General features: G+C 60.0%; 16 protein-coding genes. 8 read left to right on the top strand and 8 right to left on the bottom strand.

Features of this window, described 5'->3' with window-relative positions:
- Positions 1 to 135 precede the first annotated feature (135 nt).
- Positions 136 to 663 carry a helix-turn-helix domain-containing protein gene (locus C9411_RS19635; protein ID WP_063989453.1) on the top strand — a complete coding sequence of 176 codons (528 nt, stop codon included), beginning with the start codon at positions 136 to 138 and terminating at the stop codon, positions 661 to 663.
- Entirely contained in the window at positions 660 to 1,937 is a 1,278-nt protein-coding gene (gene fabF / locus C9411_RS19630; protein WP_107227730.1) for a beta-ketoacyl-ACP synthase II, read from the top strand. The genes C9411_RS19635 and fabF overlap by 4 nt, the downstream gene beginning before the upstream one ends.
- Before the next feature lie 64 nt (positions 1,938 to 2,001).
- Here the strand turns inward: fabF and rmf are convergent, their stop codons facing one another.
- The 6 genes from rmf to rlmKL form a co-directional block, all read right to left on the bottom strand.
- Positions 2,002 to 2,172, bottom strand: coding sequence for a ribosome modulation factor (gene rmf, locus C9411_RS19625; RefSeq protein ID WP_004928150.1), 171 nt, complete (start codon positions 2,170 to 2,172; stop codon positions 2,002 to 2,004).
- Between the two features lie 270 nt (positions 2,173 to 2,442).
- The gene (gene pqiC, locus C9411_RS19620; RefSeq protein WP_107227729.1) at positions 2,443 to 3,003 is read right to left on the bottom strand and encodes a membrane integrity-associated transporter subunit PqiC; all 561 of its coding nucleotides are present in this window, start codon (positions 3,001 to 3,003) and stop codon (positions 2,443 to 2,445) included.
- Positions 3,000 to 4,646 carry an intermembrane transport protein PqiB gene (pqiB, locus tag C9411_RS19615; RefSeq protein WP_063989450.1) on the bottom strand — a complete coding sequence of 549 codons (1,647 nt, stop codon included), beginning with the start codon at positions 4,644 to 4,646 and terminating at the stop codon, positions 3,000 to 3,002. Before pqiB ends, pqiC begins: the two co-directional genes overlap by 4 nt.
- Positions 4,633 to 5,949, bottom strand: coding sequence for a membrane integrity-associated transporter subunit PqiA (gene pqiA / locus C9411_RS19610; RefSeq protein WP_074181188.1), 1,317 nt, complete (start codon positions 5,947 to 5,949; stop codon positions 4,633 to 4,635). The genes pqiB and pqiA overlap by 14 nt, the downstream gene beginning before the upstream one ends.
- Before the next feature lie 73 nt (positions 5,950 to 6,022).
- Positions 6,023 to 7,927: an ABC transporter ATP-binding protein gene (locus tag C9411_RS19605; protein WP_107227728.1), complete on the bottom strand. Its 1,905-nt coding sequence runs from the start codon at positions 7,925 to 7,927 to the stop codon at positions 6,023 to 6,025.
- 5 nt (positions 7,928 to 7,932) lie between these two features.
- The gene (gene rlmKL, locus C9411_RS19600; protein ID WP_107227785.1) at positions 7,933 to 10,059 is read right to left on the bottom strand and encodes a bifunctional 23S rRNA (guanine(2069)-N(7))-methyltransferase RlmK/23S rRNA (guanine(2445)-N(2))-methyltransferase RlmL; all 2,127 of its coding nucleotides are present in this window, start codon (positions 10,057 to 10,059) and stop codon (positions 7,933 to 7,935) included.
- A 103-nt stretch (positions 10,060 to 10,162) separates the two neighbouring features.
- Here rlmKL and C9411_RS19595 point away from each other — a divergent pair, with 103 nt between their 5' ends.
- Positions 10,163 to 11,266, top strand: coding sequence for a YcbX family protein (locus C9411_RS19595; RefSeq protein WP_063989447.1), 1,104 nt, complete (start codon positions 10,163 to 10,165; stop codon positions 11,264 to 11,266).
- A 6-nt stretch (positions 11,267 to 11,272) separates the two neighbouring features.
- Here C9411_RS19595 and C9411_RS19590 read toward each other — a convergent pair whose 3' ends face one another.
- Together C9411_RS19590 and pyrD are read right to left on the bottom strand one after the other, a co-directional pair.
- Positions 11,273 to 11,821, bottom strand: a complete 549-nt coding sequence (locus tag C9411_RS19590) for a cell division protein ZapC (RefSeq protein WP_107227727.1) — start codon at positions 11,819 to 11,821, stop codon at positions 11,273 to 11,275.
- A gap of 176 nt (positions 11,822 to 11,997) precedes the next feature.
- Entirely contained in the window at positions 11,998 to 13,008 is a 1,011-nt protein-coding gene (gene pyrD, locus C9411_RS19585) for a quinone-dependent dihydroorotate dehydrogenase (protein ID WP_047568298.1), read from the bottom strand.
- A 258-nt stretch (positions 13,009 to 13,266) separates the two neighbouring features.
- Here pyrD and ssuE point away from each other — a divergent pair, with 258 nt between their 5' ends.
- Genes ssuE through ssuB form a run of 5 tightly spaced genes read left to right on the top strand, consistent with a single transcriptional unit; the run spans position 13,267 to position 17,580 of the window.
- Entirely contained in the window at positions 13,267 to 13,845 is a 579-nt protein-coding gene (gene ssuE, locus C9411_RS19580) for an NADPH-dependent FMN reductase (RefSeq protein WP_033646581.1), read from the top strand.
- A gap of 24 nt (positions 13,846 to 13,869) precedes the next feature.
- Positions 13,870 to 14,835 (top strand): sulfonate ABC transporter substrate-binding protein, encoded by a 966-nt coding sequence (locus C9411_RS19575; protein ID WP_063989444.1) that lies wholly within the window; start codon positions 13,870 to 13,872, stop codon positions 14,833 to 14,835.
- A 20-nt stretch (positions 14,836 to 14,855) separates the two neighbouring features.
- Positions 14,856 to 16,004 (top strand): FMNH2-dependent alkanesulfonate monooxygenase, encoded by a 1,149-nt coding sequence (gene ssuD / locus C9411_RS19570; protein WP_107227726.1) that lies wholly within the window; start codon positions 14,856 to 14,858, stop codon positions 16,002 to 16,004.
- An 11-nt stretch (positions 16,005 to 16,015) separates the two neighbouring features.
- Complete coding sequence (ssuC, locus tag C9411_RS19565) at positions 16,016 to 16,810, top strand: aliphatic sulfonate ABC transporter permease SsuC (protein ID WP_063989442.1); 795 nt, start codon at positions 16,016 to 16,018, stop codon at positions 16,808 to 16,810.
- On the top strand, positions 16,807 to 17,580 hold the full coding sequence (gene ssuB / locus C9411_RS19560) for an aliphatic sulfonates ABC transporter ATP-binding protein (protein WP_063989441.1): 774 nt from the start codon (positions 16,807 to 16,809) through the stop codon (positions 17,578 to 17,580). The genes ssuC and ssuB overlap by 4 nt, the downstream gene beginning before the upstream one ends.
- Positions 17,581 to 17,622: the final 42 nt, after the last annotated feature.

Here is a 17,622-nt window from a genome sequence, read left to right as displayed (position 1 = left end):
TGAGCGAAGGCTCCTCCCTGCAGCCAACTATCGACGCGATAGCGGTTTTTTGCATCCGGTTATTTTCTTGCCCCTCAAAATCGCCTAGTATAGTCATGCATGTAACTACAATAAATGTATCTACAAAGAGGCGATATGCAAAAAACTCGCTTTAGCGATGCACCATGCCCCGTCGCGCGTTCATTAGATCGCGTCGGAGAATGGTGGAGCATCCTGATCCTGCGTGATGCCTTTCAGGGATTATCCAAATTCGACGAATTCCAACAAAGTCTGGGGATGTCGCCGACGCTCCTGGCCCGACGCCTGAAGGATTTAGTGGCCCACGGCATTCTGCATAAGCAACGTTATCAAACGCGGCCGGTCCGCTATCAGTATCTGCTCACCGAACGCGGCAACGATTTTCTCCCCGTGCTGGCCGCTCTCTCACAATGGGGCAATCGTCATTTGATCGACGGTGACATTAGCGCCTTGTTAGTCGACGGCCGCACCGATCGGCCGATCCAGGTCCAGTTGGTCAATGTCGATACCCAACAGCAGGTGCCGCCGCAGTTTGTCATATTGGCACCAGGGCCTGCGGCAAATGACGGCATACGTCAACGCGCCGAACTGATGCGTCAGCGGCGCCTCGCCGATTTATCCGAACTTACCAAGGAGCAGTCATGAGCAATCGCCGTATCGTTATTACCGGCATGGGCGCCGTTTCACCGTTAGGGTGCGGCGTGGAGAGTATCTGGCAACGTTTATTAACAGGAGAGTCCGGCATTCGGGCTTTACCTGACGAGATCGTTGCAGATTTGTCGGTCAAGGTCGGAGGCCAGGTCCCGGAGCTGGCGCAAGATGCTGAAGCGGGATTCAACCCCGATGCTTCAGTCGCCCCCAAGGATCAAAAGAAAATGGATCGCTTTATCCTGTTTGCCATGGCAGCGGCGGATGAAGCCGTTCGTCAGGCCGGCTGGATCGCCGATACGGAGGAAAAGCAAGAGCGCACCGCCACTGTCATCGCCTCGGGTATTGGCGGCTTTCCGGCGATTGCCCAGGCGGTACGCATTACCGACAGCCGCGGCGCCAAACGCCTGTCGCCATTCACCATCCCCTCTTTCCTAGTCAATCTGGCGGCCGGTCACGTTTCCATCAAACATCACTTCAAAGGCCCGATTGGCGCACCGGTCACCGCCTGTGCGGCCGGCGTGCAGGCTATCGGCGACGCAGTGCGACTGCTCCGCAATGATGAGGCCGATATCGCGCTATGCGGCGGTACCGAAGCCGCTATCGACACCGTAAGCCTGGGCGGATTCGCCGCCGCACGCGCCATGTCCACCGCACCGACCGAGTTGGCGCGACAGGCCTCTCGGCCTTTCGACAGCGCCCGGAGCGGATTTGTCATGGGGGAAGGCGCCGGCATGCTGGTGATTGAAACGCTGGAGCATGCGCAGGCGCGCGGCGCCACGCCGCTCGCGGAAATCGTCGGCTATGGCACCAGCGCCGACGCCTACCACATGACATCCGGTGCTGAAGACGGCAACGGCGCCTATCGGGCGATGAAAATTGCGTTGAAGCAGGCGAACGTCGCCCCCGAGGAAGTTCAGCATTTAAACGCGCACGCGACTTCGACACCCGTAGGCGATTTAGGCGAAATCAATGCCATCAAGCACCTGTTTGGCACCGCCGGGACTGTCGCCGTGACCTCGACGAAATCAGCGACCGGGCACCTGCTGGGCGCCGCCGGCGGGTTGGAAACCATCTTTACCGCTTTGGCTCTGCGCGATCAGATAGCCCCTGCAACGCTAAATCTGGATAACCCCGATCCGGCGGCGGCAGGCTTGCATCTGGTCGCGAAACAGGCGGAATCGATGAATATGACCTACGCCTTATCAAACGGCTTCGGCTTTGGCGGCGTGAATGCGAGTATTTTGTTGAAGCGCTGGCAGGATAAATAAACGCCTGAAACAAAAACCTCCGCCAAAGGGCGGAGGTTATTCCTTTTATTTGACAGGGAGCCGCTTAAGCGGTCACAGCCCTGTCTTCCATGGCTTCTCGCCAACCTCCCAGCCATTGAGACCGGGCGTCCACCGATGATTGGTAGGGACAATGTTCCCTGGAACGCCCTAAAATACCTGCCTGATACCCTCTCGAATGCGCCCTTTCCAGACGATCGCGTTTCTGTCTCTTCATGCCTCGTTTCCCTCATTTTGGTCTGGTGGAAAGAAAACAATGGCTGCTTTTTGCGCAGCCACGAGTAATCAATAGCGCTAAAAGAAGAGAAGATCAATGCGCAAAATTCACGCCAATGTCATATTTGTGAGCTACGCCCGAGGAAAGTGCTAAGTGGCTGATCTGCTGAGAAAGTGTTTAACTTTTTGAAATAAAAAAGAAATCCCTGCCAGTGAGAAAAAAAGACTTTCCACGCTGACAGGGATTAGACGATTTTAGACCAAATTATGACTAAATGCCGCCCATCTGTGCTGCGATAGCCTGAGCTTCCTGCTGCCAGCCCTGCGCCAGCGTGCGCACCAGGGCATCATAACCGTCCTCACCCTGTTTCAATTCCAGGTTGAAAGGCCGTTTGATCAAGCGTCCCTGGCGGTTCAGCACCCACTCGCCGCGAACGATCGCCTTGCCGTCAAAACGGCCGTGGAAGCCGCTGATGGTGACGTTCAGCACATCCTGATCGCTGCTCATCGGCTGCGAAGAGACCACCCAACCCGGCAGCGCGCTGCTCAGGTTGGTGACCAGCGTTTGCTGCAGCTGCTGGTCGAGCGGGCTGGCCCACAGGTTGTTCTGCGCTATCACATACTGCACGTCGTTGGTCTGATACACCACGCCGCTCTGCGCCAGATAATCCGCCACGCTCACGTGCTCCAGCCACAGCTGGCGCGTGGAGGCGCCGCTGCTGCTTACCGCGGCCGGCGCACCCAGCGCCGGCAACTGATAGTAGGTCTTCTGTGGCGAACTGCTGCAGGCGCTGAGCAACAGCGCCAGGGCTACCGGGATCCATTTCATCATTTCGTGGCCTTCTTCGGCTGAGGGTCAGTGCTGCCGGCGGCTTCAAACACCAGCGCGTTGCTCTTCTCATTCAGGGTGCGCAGCACCGGTTGCAGCTCACGCAACACCTGGTCGAGGCGCTGCATATCGCCCACCATCTTGTTGTAAGCCGGTGAACCAGGCTGGAACCCTTTCATGCTGCGGTTCAGCTCCAGCAGCGTTTTCTGCATGTCCTGCGGCAGCGCCTGCATCTCTTTGCTGGCGATGATGTCGTTCAACGACTTCATGGTCTGCTGCGTCGACTTCATGGTTTTCTGACTTTCCGCCAGCGTCTTGGTCGCCTCGTTGATCATCGGATTGATCGGCATCGCGTTGATCTTGTCCAGCGTCTGCATCAGTTTCTGCTGGATCTGTGCCAGACCGCCGCTGGTGGTCGGCATCAGCGGATAACCGAACAGCTCGCGCGGCCCTTTCCACGGTTTCTCCTGCGGATAGAAGTCGAGATCGATATACAGCGAACCGGTCAGCAGGTTGGCAGACTTCATCGAGGCGCGCATGCCGCGGGACTCGGCGTCTTTCAGGTGCCCTTCAATATCGAAGTTGCCGCCCAGCTGTTTCTGGAAGCGATCCGGCTCGATGCGGATCAGCACCGGAATGCGGTAGTCGTTATCCAGGCGCTGCGCCATGCCTTCTTTATAGAACGGCACCTGCGCCACCGTGCCCAGGCGGATGCCGCGGAATTCGACCGGCGCACCCGGCTGCAGGCCGCGTACCGAATCGGAGAAGAACAGCAGGTAGTCCTTATGCACGGTATACAGCGAATCCTGCGTGCTGCGCTGGTTGTCGAACAGCTGGTACTCCGCCTTCTCTTTCGCCAGTTCGCCGCGATCCCAGCCGTCCGGCACGTCGAAGCTGACGCCGCCGCTGAACAGGGTAGTCAGCGACCCCATCTCCACCCGCATGCCCTGTGCCGACATGTCAAACGCCACGCCGCTGTCTTTCCAGAAGCGCACGTTGGTGGTGACCAACTGATCGTAAGGCGCGGTAATGAACAGCTGATAGCGCATGGCGCGCGCTTTAGGATCGAAATAGCTGGTCTCTACCGACCCAACGCGATAACCGCGGAACAGCACCGGATCGCCGGCGTTGAGCTGGCCCGATTTCTCGCTGTCCAGTACGATACGCAGCCCTTTGGCGTCCGGAGAGGCCAGCGGCGGCGCGTCGAGCAGCTGATAGTTGTCTTTGCCGTCTTTGCCCTTGTTGCCCGGCTGCAGTTCGATATAGGCGCCGGAGAGCAGCGTCCCCAGCCCGGAGACGCCTTCACGGCCGATCTGCGGCTTCACTACCCAGAAGGCGGAATCCTGGCGCAGCAATTTTTCCATGCCGGAATTGAGGCGCGCCTGTACCATCACCTTGCTCAAATCATCGCTCAGCGTGACGGTTTCCACCACGCCGACGTCCACGCTGCGGCTTTTGATTTTGGTTTTACCCGCTTCCAGCCCTTCCGCCGTCGAGGTCACCAGCGTCACTACCGGCCCCTGATGGCTGAAGTGGTAAAATAGGATCCAGGCGCCGATCAGTGCGGTTACGATGGGAATGATCCACACCGGCGACCAGCGTTTGATCTTCTCGACGTCCGCGACGCTATGATTATTTTCCGTCACCTTGCGGCTCCTTGTTGATTGTTTCACTTGCGCGATCCCAGGTCAGCCGGGGATCAAATGTCATGGCGGCGAACATGGTGAGGATCACCACCAGCGCGAACAGCACGGCGCCCGTCGCGGGGTAAATGCTCATCAACTGCCCCATTCGCACCAGCGCCGACAATACGGCGATCACAAACACGTCGATCATTGACCATCGGCCAACGAATTCGACCACTTCATAAATCAGGTGCATGCGCTCGCTGTCGGCGCGCGGCTTCTTCCTGCCGTTGGCATCCCAGCACAGCCAGCCGATCGCCAGCATTTTCAGCGATGGCACCATGATACTGGCGATGAAAATCACCATCGCCACCGGATAAGAGCCGTCCCCCCACAGCAGGATCACCCCCGCCATGATGGTGGAGTTCATCTTGTTGCCCAACGCCTCGGTCACCATGATGGGCATCAGGTTGGCCGGAATATACAGCATGATGGAGGTCACCAGCAGCGCCAGCGTCCATTGCAGGCTGTGGCGACGACGCACGTAGCCGTTGGTGTGGCAGCGCGGACAGCGCACCTGATTGGCCGGCAGGATCGCCGTGCAGCAGGCGCAGGAGCGCACGCCCTGCCGCATGCCGGTGCGCCCCACCGTCAACGGGCGATCGAGACGCGGCGCCGGTTCGATGTCTTGCCACAGCCAGCGCCTATCCACGCACTGGAAAGCGCGCACCTGCAGCAGGCAGAACAGACAGTAAGGCACGAAGCTGCTGCCGATGCCGATATCGCCATAGGCCATCAGCTTAACGAAGCTGACCAACACCCCGGCGAGGAAAATCTCCACCATGCACCAGGTCTTGAACTGAAACAGCACCCGGGCCATCCACTCTTTCAGTCCCAGCGGCAAACGCACTTTGGCGCACAGCAGAATGATCGCCACCATGCAAAACGCCGGGATCAGCTGCACGAACACCATAAACAAGGTGGCCATGCTGGCGTAGTCTTCCGCCACCATGACTTCCGGGATTTGGATCAGCCTGATTTCGTTGCCGAGGCCGGCGACGCGCATGTTGATAAACGGGAAAATGTTGGCCAGCACCAGCATGAACAAGGCGCTGAGCGCGTAACCGATCGGCCGCTTACGCGGCTCGTCCCAGCGGGCGCTGAGCGTGGTTTTGCAGCGCGGGCATACCGCTTTGCTGCCATAGGCCAGCGGCGGCAGCGCCACCAGCATGTCGCACTGCGGGCACAGCATCAGGTTATCCTGGTGCTCCGCCGAAGGTGCGGAATGACTATGCTGCTGATGATTGTTGTGGGAACACACCATATTCCTCCTCAATAACGTTGCTCACCGGCACGTCGATACCGCCCGCAGCAGCGCGCGGGCGGTATCGCAACGGTCAGCCGTTTTTCATCGCTTCCAGCTCTTCCCAACGGGCGAAGGCCTGCTCGAGCGCCTGCTCAGCGTTAGCCAACGCCGTCAGCACGTCTTGCGTTTCGCTGTGCGGCCGCGTGAAGAAGTCGGCATCGCTCATCTGCGCCTGCAGCGCTTCGATTTCCGCCTCCAGCTGTTCGAGCCGCTGCGGCAACTGTTCCAGTTCGCGCAGCAGGTTGTAACTCAGCTTGGCCGCCGCTTTCTTCGGCTGTTCGGCCTTTTTCTCCGCCGCCGGTTTGCTCGCGCTCGGCGCCGCCTGACGAATCGGTTTCGCCGTGGCGCGCTGATGATGCGCATCGTAGTAACCGCCGACGAAGGCGTTGATCACGCCGTTGCCTTCAAAGATCCAGCACTCGGTCACCGAGTTGTCGACGAACTGACGATCGTGACTGACCAGCAGCACGGTGCCCTGATAGCCGTCGATCAGCTCTTCCAGCAGCTCCAGCGTTTCGACGTCGAGATCGTTGGTTGGTTCATCGAGGATCAGCAGATTGCTCGGTTTCAGAAACAGCTTAGCCAACAGCAGGCGGTTACGCTCACCGCCCGACAGCGCCTTCACCGGCGTCATGGCGCGTTTCGGGTGGAACAGGAAGTCCTGCAGGTAACCCAATACGTGGCGAGGGCGGCCGTTGACCATCACTTCCTGTTTGCCTTCCGCCAGGTTGTCCATCACCGTACGTTCCGGATCGAGATCCGCGCGGTGCTGGTCGAAATAGGCCACTTCCAGCTTGGTGCCGCAGTGCACGCGGCCGCTGTCGGCTTTCAGCTGACCGAGCATCAGTTTCAGCAGCGTGGTTTTGCCACAGCCGTTCGGCCCCACCAGCGCAATTTTGTCGCCGCGCTGCACCTGAGCGGAGAAACCGCGCACCAGCACTTTTTCGCCAACCTGATAATTGACGTCTTCCAGCTCGAATACGATTTTGCCGGAGCGGGTCGCCTCTTCCACCTGCATCTTGGCGGTGCCCATCACTTCACGGCGCTCTGAACGCTCGACGCGCAGCGCCTTCAGCGCACGCACGCGGCCCTCGTTACGGGTACGGCGCGCTTTGATGCCCTGACGGATCCAGACCTCTTCCTGCGCCAGCTTGCGATCGAATTCGGCGTTTTGCAGCTCTTCCACCCGCAGCGCTTCTTCTTTGCTCTGCAGATACAGATCGTAGTTGCCCGGCCAGGAAACCAGCTTGCCGCGATCCAGATCGACGATGCGCGTCGCCATGTTGCGGATAAACGAACGGTCGTGCGAGATGAAGACGATGCTGCCGTCGAACTCTTTCAGGAAGCCTTCCAGCCAGTCGATGGTTTCGATATCGAGGTGGTTGGTCGGTTCGTCGAGCAGCAGCACGCGCGGCGAGCTCACCAGCGCACGGCCCAGCGCCGCTTTGCGCAGCCAGCCGCCGGACAACGAGGAAAGCTCGGCGTCGCCGTTCAGCCCCAGCTGCAGCAGCACCTCGCTGATGCGGCTGTCGAGCTGCCACAGCCCCTGATGGTCGAGGATCTCCATGATTTGCGCCATACGCGCCAGATTTTTCTCACTCGGATCGCTTTCCACCAGGTGGGAGATCGCGTGATACGCCTTCAGGTGTTCTGCCTGCTCCGCAACGCCTTCGGCCACGAAGTCGAACACGCTGCCGCCGATATTGCGCGGCGGATCCTGTTGCAGGCGCGCCACGATCAGATCCTGTTCGTAGATTACCCGGCCGTCGTCCAGCGGGATCTCTTTGCCGAGGATCTTCAGCAGCGTGGACTTGCCGGCGCCGTTGCGCCCGACCAGACACACGCGCTCGTTGTCTTCGATATGAATTTCGGTGTTGTCTAACAGTGGCGCATCGCTGAAAGAGAGCCAGGCGCCGGACATGCTGATTAACGACATAGTAATTATTTTCCTTCGCCGGCGTGACTCACCAGCCAGCAGTTGTGGATTTGACGGTTACGGGCAAAGTCCTGCGACAGCGTCTTGGCGGTGATCTCTTTCGCCTCCAGGCCCAGCGCGCTCAGCCCTGCCATATCCATTTGGAAACCGCGCTTGTTGTTCGAGAACATGATGGTCCCGTTGCGGCGCAGCAACCGTTTCAAATCTTTCATCAGCGCCAGATGATCGCGCTGCACGTCAAAAGTGTTCTCCATCCGCTTGGAGTTGGAGAACGTCGGCGGATCGATGAAGATCACGTCGAACTGTTCGTTGGCGTTGCTCAGCCACGACAGGCAGTCGGCTTGGATCAGCCGATGCTGACGGCCGGTCAGGCCGTTGGCGCGCAGGTTCTTCTCCGCCCATTCCAGGTAGGTACGCGACATGTCCACCGTGGTGGTGCTGCGCGCGCCGCCCAGCCCGGCGTGCACGCTGGCGGTGCCGGTATAGGCGAACAGGTTCAGGAAGTCCTTGCCGTTGCTCATCTCGCCCAGCATGCGGCGCGCGATGCGGTGATCGAGGAACAGGCCGGTATCGAGATAGTCGGTCAGGTTGACCCACAGCTTGGCGTTATACTCTTCCACCAGCAGGAACTCGCCCTTCTGCGCCAGTTTCTCGTACTGGTTCTTGCCCTTCTGCCGCTCGCGGGTTTTCAGGATCAGCTGATTCGACGGTAGCTCCAACACCGCCAGCGTCGCGTTGATCACATCGAACAGGCGCTGACGCGCTTTTTGCGCATCGACGGTTTTCGGCGGCGCATATTCCTGTACCACCACCTTGCTGCCGTAGCGGTCCACCGCGACGTTGTATTCTGGCAGATCGGCATCGTACAGGCGGTAGCATTCAATGCCCTGCTGTTTCGCCCACTTGTCGAGCTTCTTCAAGTTTTTGCGCAGGCGGTTGGCGAAATCTTCCGCCACCTGCACGCCGCCGGCAGTGGCGCCGGCCGGGTTCGCCGCCAGCTGATAGTTTTTCTGCACGCACTCCAGCGGGCCGTTCTTCGCCTTGAACTGGCGCTCGGCGCGCAGCTGCAGGCAGCTCAACAGCTCCGGCGAGGCGCTGAACAGCGACAGCTGCCAACCCCCGAAGGCGCTTTTCATCACGCGGCCCAGCATGTTGTGCAGCGCGATCAGCGCCGGTTCGCTTTCCAGACGCTCGCCGTACGGCGGGTTGCTGATCACGGTGCCGTGCGGGCCTTCAGGCAGCGGATTGGTCAGGCGCGCCACGTCGCCGACGTTAAAGGTGATCAGCTCGGCGACGCCGGCGCGGCGGCCGTTGCCGCGCGCCATTTCAATCACCCGACGATCGATATCGGAGCCGAAGAAGCGAGAGGCGGTTTCCTGCAGGCCGCGGCGTGCGCGCACCTGCGCTTCGGTGGTGACTTCACGCCACAGTTCGGCGTTGTGGCCGTTCCAGGCGCTGAAGCCCCAGTGTTGGCGGTGCAGACCCGGCGCACGATCGGCGGCGATCATCGCCGCTTCGATCAAGAGCGTGCCGGAGCCGCACATCGGATCGAGCATCGGCGTGCCCGGCTGCCAGCCGGAACGCAGCACGATGGCGGCCGCCAGGTTTTCCTTCAGCGGCGCCTGGCCGGTAAGATCGCGGTAGCCGCGCTGGTGCAGGCCTTCGCCGCTCAGATCGAGCGCCACGCTGGCCATATCGCGCTGCAGGAAGACGTTAACGCGAATATCCGGCTGCTGCTTGGCAACCGTTGGGCGTTGGTCAAGTTTACGGGTGAAGCTGTCGACGATGGCGTCTTTCACCTTCAGTGCGCCATATTGGCTGTTGCGGATCTCTTCGTTAACGCCGCTGAAATGCACGGCAAAGGTTTTATCCACGCCAAAAATACTCGGCCAGTCGATCGCCTGCACCCCAAGGTACAGATCCAGATCGCTGTGCACGCGGAATTCGTTCAGCGGCAACAGAATGCGCGAAGCCAGGCGGCTCCACAGCAGGCTTTGGTACAGAAGACGATCGTCACCCTGAAAATGTACCCCACCCTGCACCACTTTGCAGTCGTGAGCGCCAAGCGCTTCCAGCTCGCTTTTTAACAGTTCTTCCAATCCACGCGCCGTGCTGGCAAACAGAGAGTTCATATCGTACTTATCACCAAAAAGAAAATTGTTGCGCATTATAGCTAATCCGCACCGCTTGTCATAAAGTTGCTCCCTTCTATTTAATAATCGCACGGAGATAAGGGTGATCACGCTTTCCAGACTCTACGTCCATCCGGTTAAATCACTGCGCGGTCTGCAGCTTTCTTACGCCCAGGTCGGCAGCAGCGGTCTGGCCTTCGACCGCAACTTTATGATCACCGAGCCGGATGGCACCTTTATTACCGCGCGCCAATACCCGCAGATGGTGCTGTTCACGCCGGCGCTGCTGCCGGACGGGCTATTCCTGACAGCGCCGGACGGCGAAAGCGCCGCCATTCGCTTCAGCGACTTCGCCGTCGCGCCGCAGCCGACCGAGGTATGGGGCAACCACTTCACCGCGCTGATCGCGCCGGATGAGATCAACCGCTGGCTGAGCGGCTATTTCCAGCGCGACGTGCAGCTGCGCTGGCTGGGGCCGGAGTTGACCCGCCGGGTGAAGAAACACCCCGAAATCCCGCTGACGTTTGCCGATGGCTATCCTTATCTGCTGATTAACCAGGCTTCGTTCAACGATCTGCAGCAGCGTTGCCCCGGCAGCATCAAGCTGGAGCAGTTCCGCCCCAATCTGGTGGTGAGCGGCGCCACCGCCTGGGCCGAGGACGGCTGGCAGGTGATCCGCGTCGGCGACGTCATGTTCGATCTGGTGAAACCCTGCAGCCGCTGCGTGCTCACCACCGTCAGCACCGAGCGCGGCCGCAAGCATCCGAGCGGCGAACCGCTGAGCACGCTGCAAAAATTCCGCTCCGCCGACAACGGCGACATCGATTTCGGCCAGAACATGATCGCGCGCAACAGCGGCATCATTCGCGTGGGCGATACGGTGGAAGTGTTGTCGACCAAGCCGCCGCGCCCTTATGGCGCCGGCAAAGTGGTGGAGAGCGTGCAAGCGCCGCAAGACAGCGAGCACAGCGTCACTATTGAATACGAAGGAAAGGTGTTTACCGGCAACAACCAGCAGATCTTGCTCGAGCAGTTGGAACAGCAAGGCATCCGCGTACCTTACTCCTGCCGCGCCGGGATTTGCGGCAGTTGCCGCATTACGTTGCTGAGCGGTGAAGTCGCACCCCTGAAGAAAAGCGCGCTGGGCGACAACGGCACCATCCTGTGCTGCAGCTGCATCCCGAAAAGTGATTTGACCCTGGCGTAATTCGCCCTATACCGCCCTGTCGTAAGCCGGGGCGGTGCTTTCATCCTGCGCGCAGGGTTTCAGCCGATCGTGCATTACCTTGATGGCGTCGCCCAATACCATGGTGCGGCCGGCGACCGTCAGCTGATTTTGCGCCAGCAGGCACAGGCTGGCGTTATCCCCGGCCTCTACCACCAGCAAGCGCGCTTCCACGCCGCTTTCCATCACTTTAACCGCCGCCAGCTCGCCGTTTTTCGGCTGCAGCGGGTAATGCTGCTGCGAGAAATGCCAGCTCTTCGGCATCAGTGGTTTCAGGAAGCGGTAGGCGACCAGCGCATTCAACACCAGCTCGGCACGCTGTTCATGGCTAAGCTTGACCTGTTTGCACTGTTCTTCATAGGTGAAATAAAGGGCGGCGTCATCCACGCAAAAAGCGCATTCATCGAAGGCGTCCGGCGTTAACATTTTGGCCGGGAAACGTGAACGGAAGATCATACCATTAGCTAAATCCAGCATTAGCCGATCGTGTTCGGCATCAAAATACCAACGCCAATTATCGTCAGGTTTTATCTTCATTTCGTATCCTTCTCGCTGCCTATGCCAACGCCGCACTCACCCTAAAAGGCGATTTTATCACCGATAAAATAGCTTAAACATCGGATAATTCCGCGAACGATATTTATGCTAACGAACAAAATATAGACGAGCCGGGGGCAGAAATAAACCCCCGGAATAAAATGAGAGGAAAAATATTAGATATGGGTAACGATATCTTTAATCAAACGCGGGCCGTGATAGATAAATCCGGAATAAATTTGCAGCAGGCTCGCGCCGGCCTCCATTTTTTCACGCGCCGCCGTCAGCGAATCGATGCCGCCTACGCCGATAATCGGCAGGCGCCCTTGCAGTTCGGTAGAGAGACGGCGGATCACTTCCGTGCTGCGTGATTGCAACGGACGCCCACTTAACCCGCCCGCTTGTTCGCAGTAATTTAACCCTTGGATCAATTTTCGATCCAATGTGGTATTGGTGGCGATCACGCCATCGATATTATGCCGCACCAGGCTATCGGCAATTTGGATCAATTCTTCTTCTGAAAGATCCGGCGCGATCTTTACCGCTACCGGCACATATTTGTGATGGCGCGCATGTAATTCCTGCTGCTTATTTTTAATCGCAGCCAAAAGATCGTCCAGCGCTTCGCCATACTGTAAGGATCGTAACCCCGGCGTATTCGGTGAAGAGATGTTAATCGCGATATAACCGGCATACGGATAAACTTTATCCATGCAGATCAAATAATCGTCCTTACCCTGTTCGACCGGGGTGTCTTTATTCTTGCCGATATTGATCCCAAGAATGCCGCCGAAATGGGATTTCTTAACGTTTTCAACCAGATTGTCCACGCCATGGTTATTGAACCCCATGCGGTTGATCAGGCCTTCCGCCTCAACCACGCGGAACAAACGCGGCTTGTCGTTGCCCGGCTGCGGGCGCGGCGTCACGGTGCCGACTTCCACATGGCCAAAGCCCATCGCGCCGAACGCATCGATGCACTCGCCGTTTTTATCCAGACCGGCGGCCAATCCCAGCGGATTTTTAAACGACAGCCCCATGCAACTGACCGGTTTGGTCGGCACGGACTGGCGGACAAGAAACGCTAATGGGGTGCCGGCAATACGGCTGAGCTGACGAAAGGTCACTTCGTGCGCACGCTCCGGATCGAGCTGGAACAACGCTTTCCTGATGAGGGGGTAGTACATGGACTCTCCTGATTTCCCGGTTGCAAACCGGGGGCGTATTATCCGGTATCCCCCGCCTAATTGGAATTGATTAAAGGCAAAAAAAGCCGTTTTTACGCAACCGTTTTCCCTCTTCACCGCCAAATCGGCGCCAATCCGCTTTTGCGCATATCCAAATCAAAAAATGAGATTTAAAAAACGCGCCCGGTTGCTGGTAGTTTTAAAACACTTCTCATTGATTTTCTAATTAAACCTAACTTTTAGTTATAAGGAGTGGCAATGCGCGTTATATCACTGGCCGGCAGCCCACGCATCCCATCACGTTCCGCGGCGCTGCTCGCGCTGAGTCAGAACTGGCTGCGGCAGCAAGGGGTGGAAGTGACGGCTTATACCCTGCACGACTTCGACGCCGAAGATCTGCTGTACGCCAACTTCAACAGCCCGGCGATCAAGGCGTTTGCCGACCAGTTAGCGCAGGCCGACGGCCTGCTGATTTCCACGCCGGTTTATAAAGCGTCGTTCTCCGGCGCGCTGAAGACCTTACTGGATCTGCTGCCGGAACGCGCGCTGGATCATAAGGTGGTGCTGCCGCTGGCAACCGGCGGTTCTGTCGGTCACATGTTGGCGGTGGACTATGCGCTGAAACCGGTGCTGGCGGCGCTGAAAGCGCAGGAAGTGCTGCACGGCGTATTCGCCGACGACAGCCAGATCCAATTGACCGGCGAAGGCGCCACGCTCACCGACGCCGTCGCCGCCCGGTTGGAAGAAGCGCTCGCCAGTTTCTATCTGGCGCTGGGCCGCCGCAAACCGCCCGCGCTGCGCGTCGCCTCGCCGCTGGCGGCGCGTCAGACTGCCTGAAAAGCCTGGAAAAGGAGAGCCTGAATGAAAAAACGCATCGCTTTACGCCGCTGGCTGAGCGCCGCTACCCTCACCGGCTTGCTGTCGCTGGTCTGGGCCAATGCCGCCGCAGCGCAGGATCCGGCGCAGTTCCGCATCGGCTACCAAAAAGGATCAGTCAGCCTGGTGCTGGCGAAGAGCCACCGGCTGCTGGAAGAACGTTTCCCCGCCACCCGCATCAGCTGGATCGAGTTTCCCGCCGGCCCGCAGATGCTGGAGGCCTTGAACGTCGGCAGCATCGATCTGGGCAGCACCGGCGATATTCCGCCGATCTTCGCGCAGGCTGCCGGTGCGGACCTGCTGTATGTCGGCGTTGAGCCGCCCAAACCCAAGGCGGAAGTGATCCTGGTGCCGGAAAACAGCCCGATCAAAACCGTCGCCGATCTGAAAGGCCATAAGATCGCCTTCCAGAAAGGATCCAGCTCGCACAACCTGCTGTTGCGATCGCTGCAAAAGGCCGGACTGCAGTTCACCGATATCCAGCCCGCCTATCTGACGCCCGCCGATGCGCGTGCCGCCTTCCAACAGGGCAACGTCGACGCCTGGGCCATCTGGGATCCTTATTATTCCGCCGCGCTGCTGCAGGGCGGCGTACGGGTGCTCGGCGACGGCACCGATCTGAACCAGACCGGTTCCTTCTATCTGGCGGCGCGCCCCTATGTTGAAGCCAACGGCGCCTTTATCAGCCAGGTCTTGACGGTGCTGACCCAGGCCGATGCGCTCACCCGCAGCGACCGGGCGCAAAGCGTGGCCCTGTTGGCCAACGCCATGGGGCTGCCGGAGCCAGTGATCGCCAGCTATCTGGATCACCGCCCGCCGACCGCCATCACACCGCTCGATGCGCAGACGATCGCCGCGCAGCAGCAAACCGCCGACCTGTTTTACGCCAACCGGCTGGTGCCGGTGAAGGTCGACATCTCGCAACGCATCTGGCGCCCAAGCGCGCAATAAATCATGGGAGAGCATTGACGATGAGCCTGAACGTTTTCTGGTTTTTACCCACTCACGGCGACGGCCACTATCTTGGCAGCGCACAGGGGGCGCGCAGCGTCGATCACGGTTATTTGCAACAGATTGCCCAGGCGGCGGATCGGCTGGGATTCGGCGGGGTACTGATCCCCACCGGCCGCTCGTGCGAAGACTCTTGGCTGGTGGCCGCCTCGCTGATCCCGGTCACCCAGCGGCTGAAGTTTTTGGTCGCGCTGCGGCCGGGCATCATCTCTCCTACGCTGGCGGCGCGCCAGGCGGCGACGCTGGATCGCCTGTCCAACGGGCGCGCGCTGTTCAATCTGGTCACCGGCGGCGATCCGGAAGAGCTGGCGGCAGAGGGGCTGCACCTTAACCATGAAGAGCGCTACGAAGCCTCAACCGAGTTCACCCACATCTGGCGCCGGGTGCTCGAAGGCGAAACCGTCGATTTCGACGGCAAGCATATTCAGGTGAAAGGCGCCAAACTGCTGTTTCCGCCCGTGCAGCAGCCGCGCCCGCCGCTCTATTTCGGCGGATCCTCCGCCGCCGCGCAGGATCTGGCCGCCGAGCAGGTAGAAATGTATCTCACCTGGGGAGAGCCGCCGGCGCAGGTTAAAGAGAAAATCGAAGAGGTGCGCGCCAAAGCGGCGGCGAAAGGCCGCCAGGTACGCTTCGGTATCCGCCTGCATGTCATCGTGCGGGAAACCACCGAAGAGGCCTGGCGCGCCGCCGACCGGCTGATCGCGCACCTCGATGAGGAAACCATCGCCAACGCGCAGCAGGCCTTTGCGCGCTTCGACTCCGTCGGCCAACGGCGCATGGCGGCGCTGCACGGCGGCAAAAAGGATAACCTGGAGATCAGCCCGAACCTGTGGGCCGGCATTGGCCTGGTACGCGGCGGCGCCGGCACCGCGCTGGTGGGCGATGGTCCGACGGTCGCGGCGCGCATGCAGGAATATGCCGATCTGGGCATCGATACCTTTATTCTCTCCGGCTATCCGCATCTGGAAGAGGCCTACCGCGTCGGCGAACTGCTGTTCCCGCACCTCGATCTGGCGCAGGAGGAAGCGCCCGTGCGCCTTCAGCCGGTGCGCCCGCAGGGCGAAGTGGTGGCCAACATCTATGTTCCGCAAAAAGTGTCGCAGAGCTGAGGAGCGCCCCGATGGCAAAGAACGCGCAACGCATCCTGTACCGGCTGGCCCCCTGGGCGCTGCCGCTGGCGCTGGTGATCCTCTGGCAGATCGCCGTCGAAACCGGCTGGCTATCCAACCGCATTTTGCCAGCGCCGAGCGCGGTGCTGGCCGCCTTCTGGAGCCTGAGCCAAAGCGGCGAACTGTGGCAGCACCTGAGCATCAGCAGCCAGCGCGCGTTGATCGGCTTTGGCATCGGCGGCAGCATCGGACTGATCCTCGGCTTTATTACCGGGCTGTCGCGCTGGGGCGAACGCCTGCTGGACAGCTCGGTGCAAATGATCCGCAACGTGCCGCACCTGGCGCTGATCCCGTTGGTGATCCTGTGGTTCGGCATCGATGAATCCGCCAAGATCTTTCTGGTGGCGCTCGGTACCCTGTTCCCGATTTATCTCAATACCTATCACGGCATCAAGAACATCGATCGCGGCCTGTTGGAGATGGCCCGCAGCTACGGCCTGAGCGGTTTCCGCCTGTTTACACAGGTGGTGCTGCCGGGCGCGCTGCCGTCGATTATGGTCGGCGTGCGTTTCGCTCTCGGCTTCATGTGGCTGACGCTGATCGTCGCCGAAACCATCTCGGCCAATTCGGGCATCGGCTACCTGGCGATGAACGCACGTGAATTTCTGCAAACCGATGTGGTAGTGGTAGCAATCGTGCTGTACGCCCTGCTCGGCAAGCTGGCGGACGTGGGCGCGCAGCTGCTGGAGCGCGTCTGGTTGCGCTGGCATCCGGCCTATCAACTGAAACAGGGAGAAGCGCTATGACCCTTCCCGCTCGCCTTGCGCAAGGCACGCCGGTGACGCTGGAGTCCATCGGCAAAGGTTACGGCAACCGCACGGTACTGGACAATATTCAGCTGCACATCTCCGCCGGGCAGTTCGTGGCGGTGGTCGGCCGCAGCGGCTGCGGCAAAAGCACCCTGCTGCGCCTGTTGGCCGGCCTGGAACAGGCCAGCAGCGGCGCGCTGCTCAGCGGCAACGCGCCGCTTGCCGCCGCTAAAGAGGATACCCGGTTGATGTTTCAGGATGCACGCCTGCTGCCGTGGAAAACGGTGATCGACAACGTGGGCCTGGGGCTACGCGGCCAGTGGCGCGATGCGGCACTGCAGGCGCTGGACGCGGTCGGCTTGGCGGATCGCGCCCGCGACTGGCCGGCGGCACTGTCCGGCGGGCAAAAGCAACGGGTCGCCCTGGCGCGCGCGCTGATCCATCGCCCTCGCCTGCTGCTGCTGGACGAACCGCTCGGGGCGCTGGATGCCCTGACGCGCATTGAGATGCAGGGACTGATAGAAACGCTGTGGCAACAGCACGGTTTTACCGTACTGCTGGTCACGCACGACGTCAGCGAAGCCATCACGCTGGCGGATCGGGTGATCCTGATCGAAGAGGGGCGCATCGGGCTGGATCTCACCCTCGATCTGCCGCGGCCGCGCCGCAAGGGTTCAACCCGGCTGGCGGAACTGGAGGCCGAAGTGCTGGAACGGGTGTTATCGCCGCCGGTTACCGGGGCCAGCCCTCGCCAGGCGGCAAATTGAACGGATAAAAAAAGGGACGGCACAGGCCGTCCCTTATCTATA

Origin of the sequence: Serratia sp. Nf2 (genome assembly GCF_003028435.1) — a bacterium.
Classification (GTDB): Bacteria; Pseudomonadota; Gammaproteobacteria; order Enterobacterales; family Enterobacteriaceae; genus Serratia; species Serratia marcescens_L.
The sequence above is the reverse complement of the archived record's forward strand: the minus strand, read 5'-3'. Positions and strand labels throughout refer to the sequence as shown.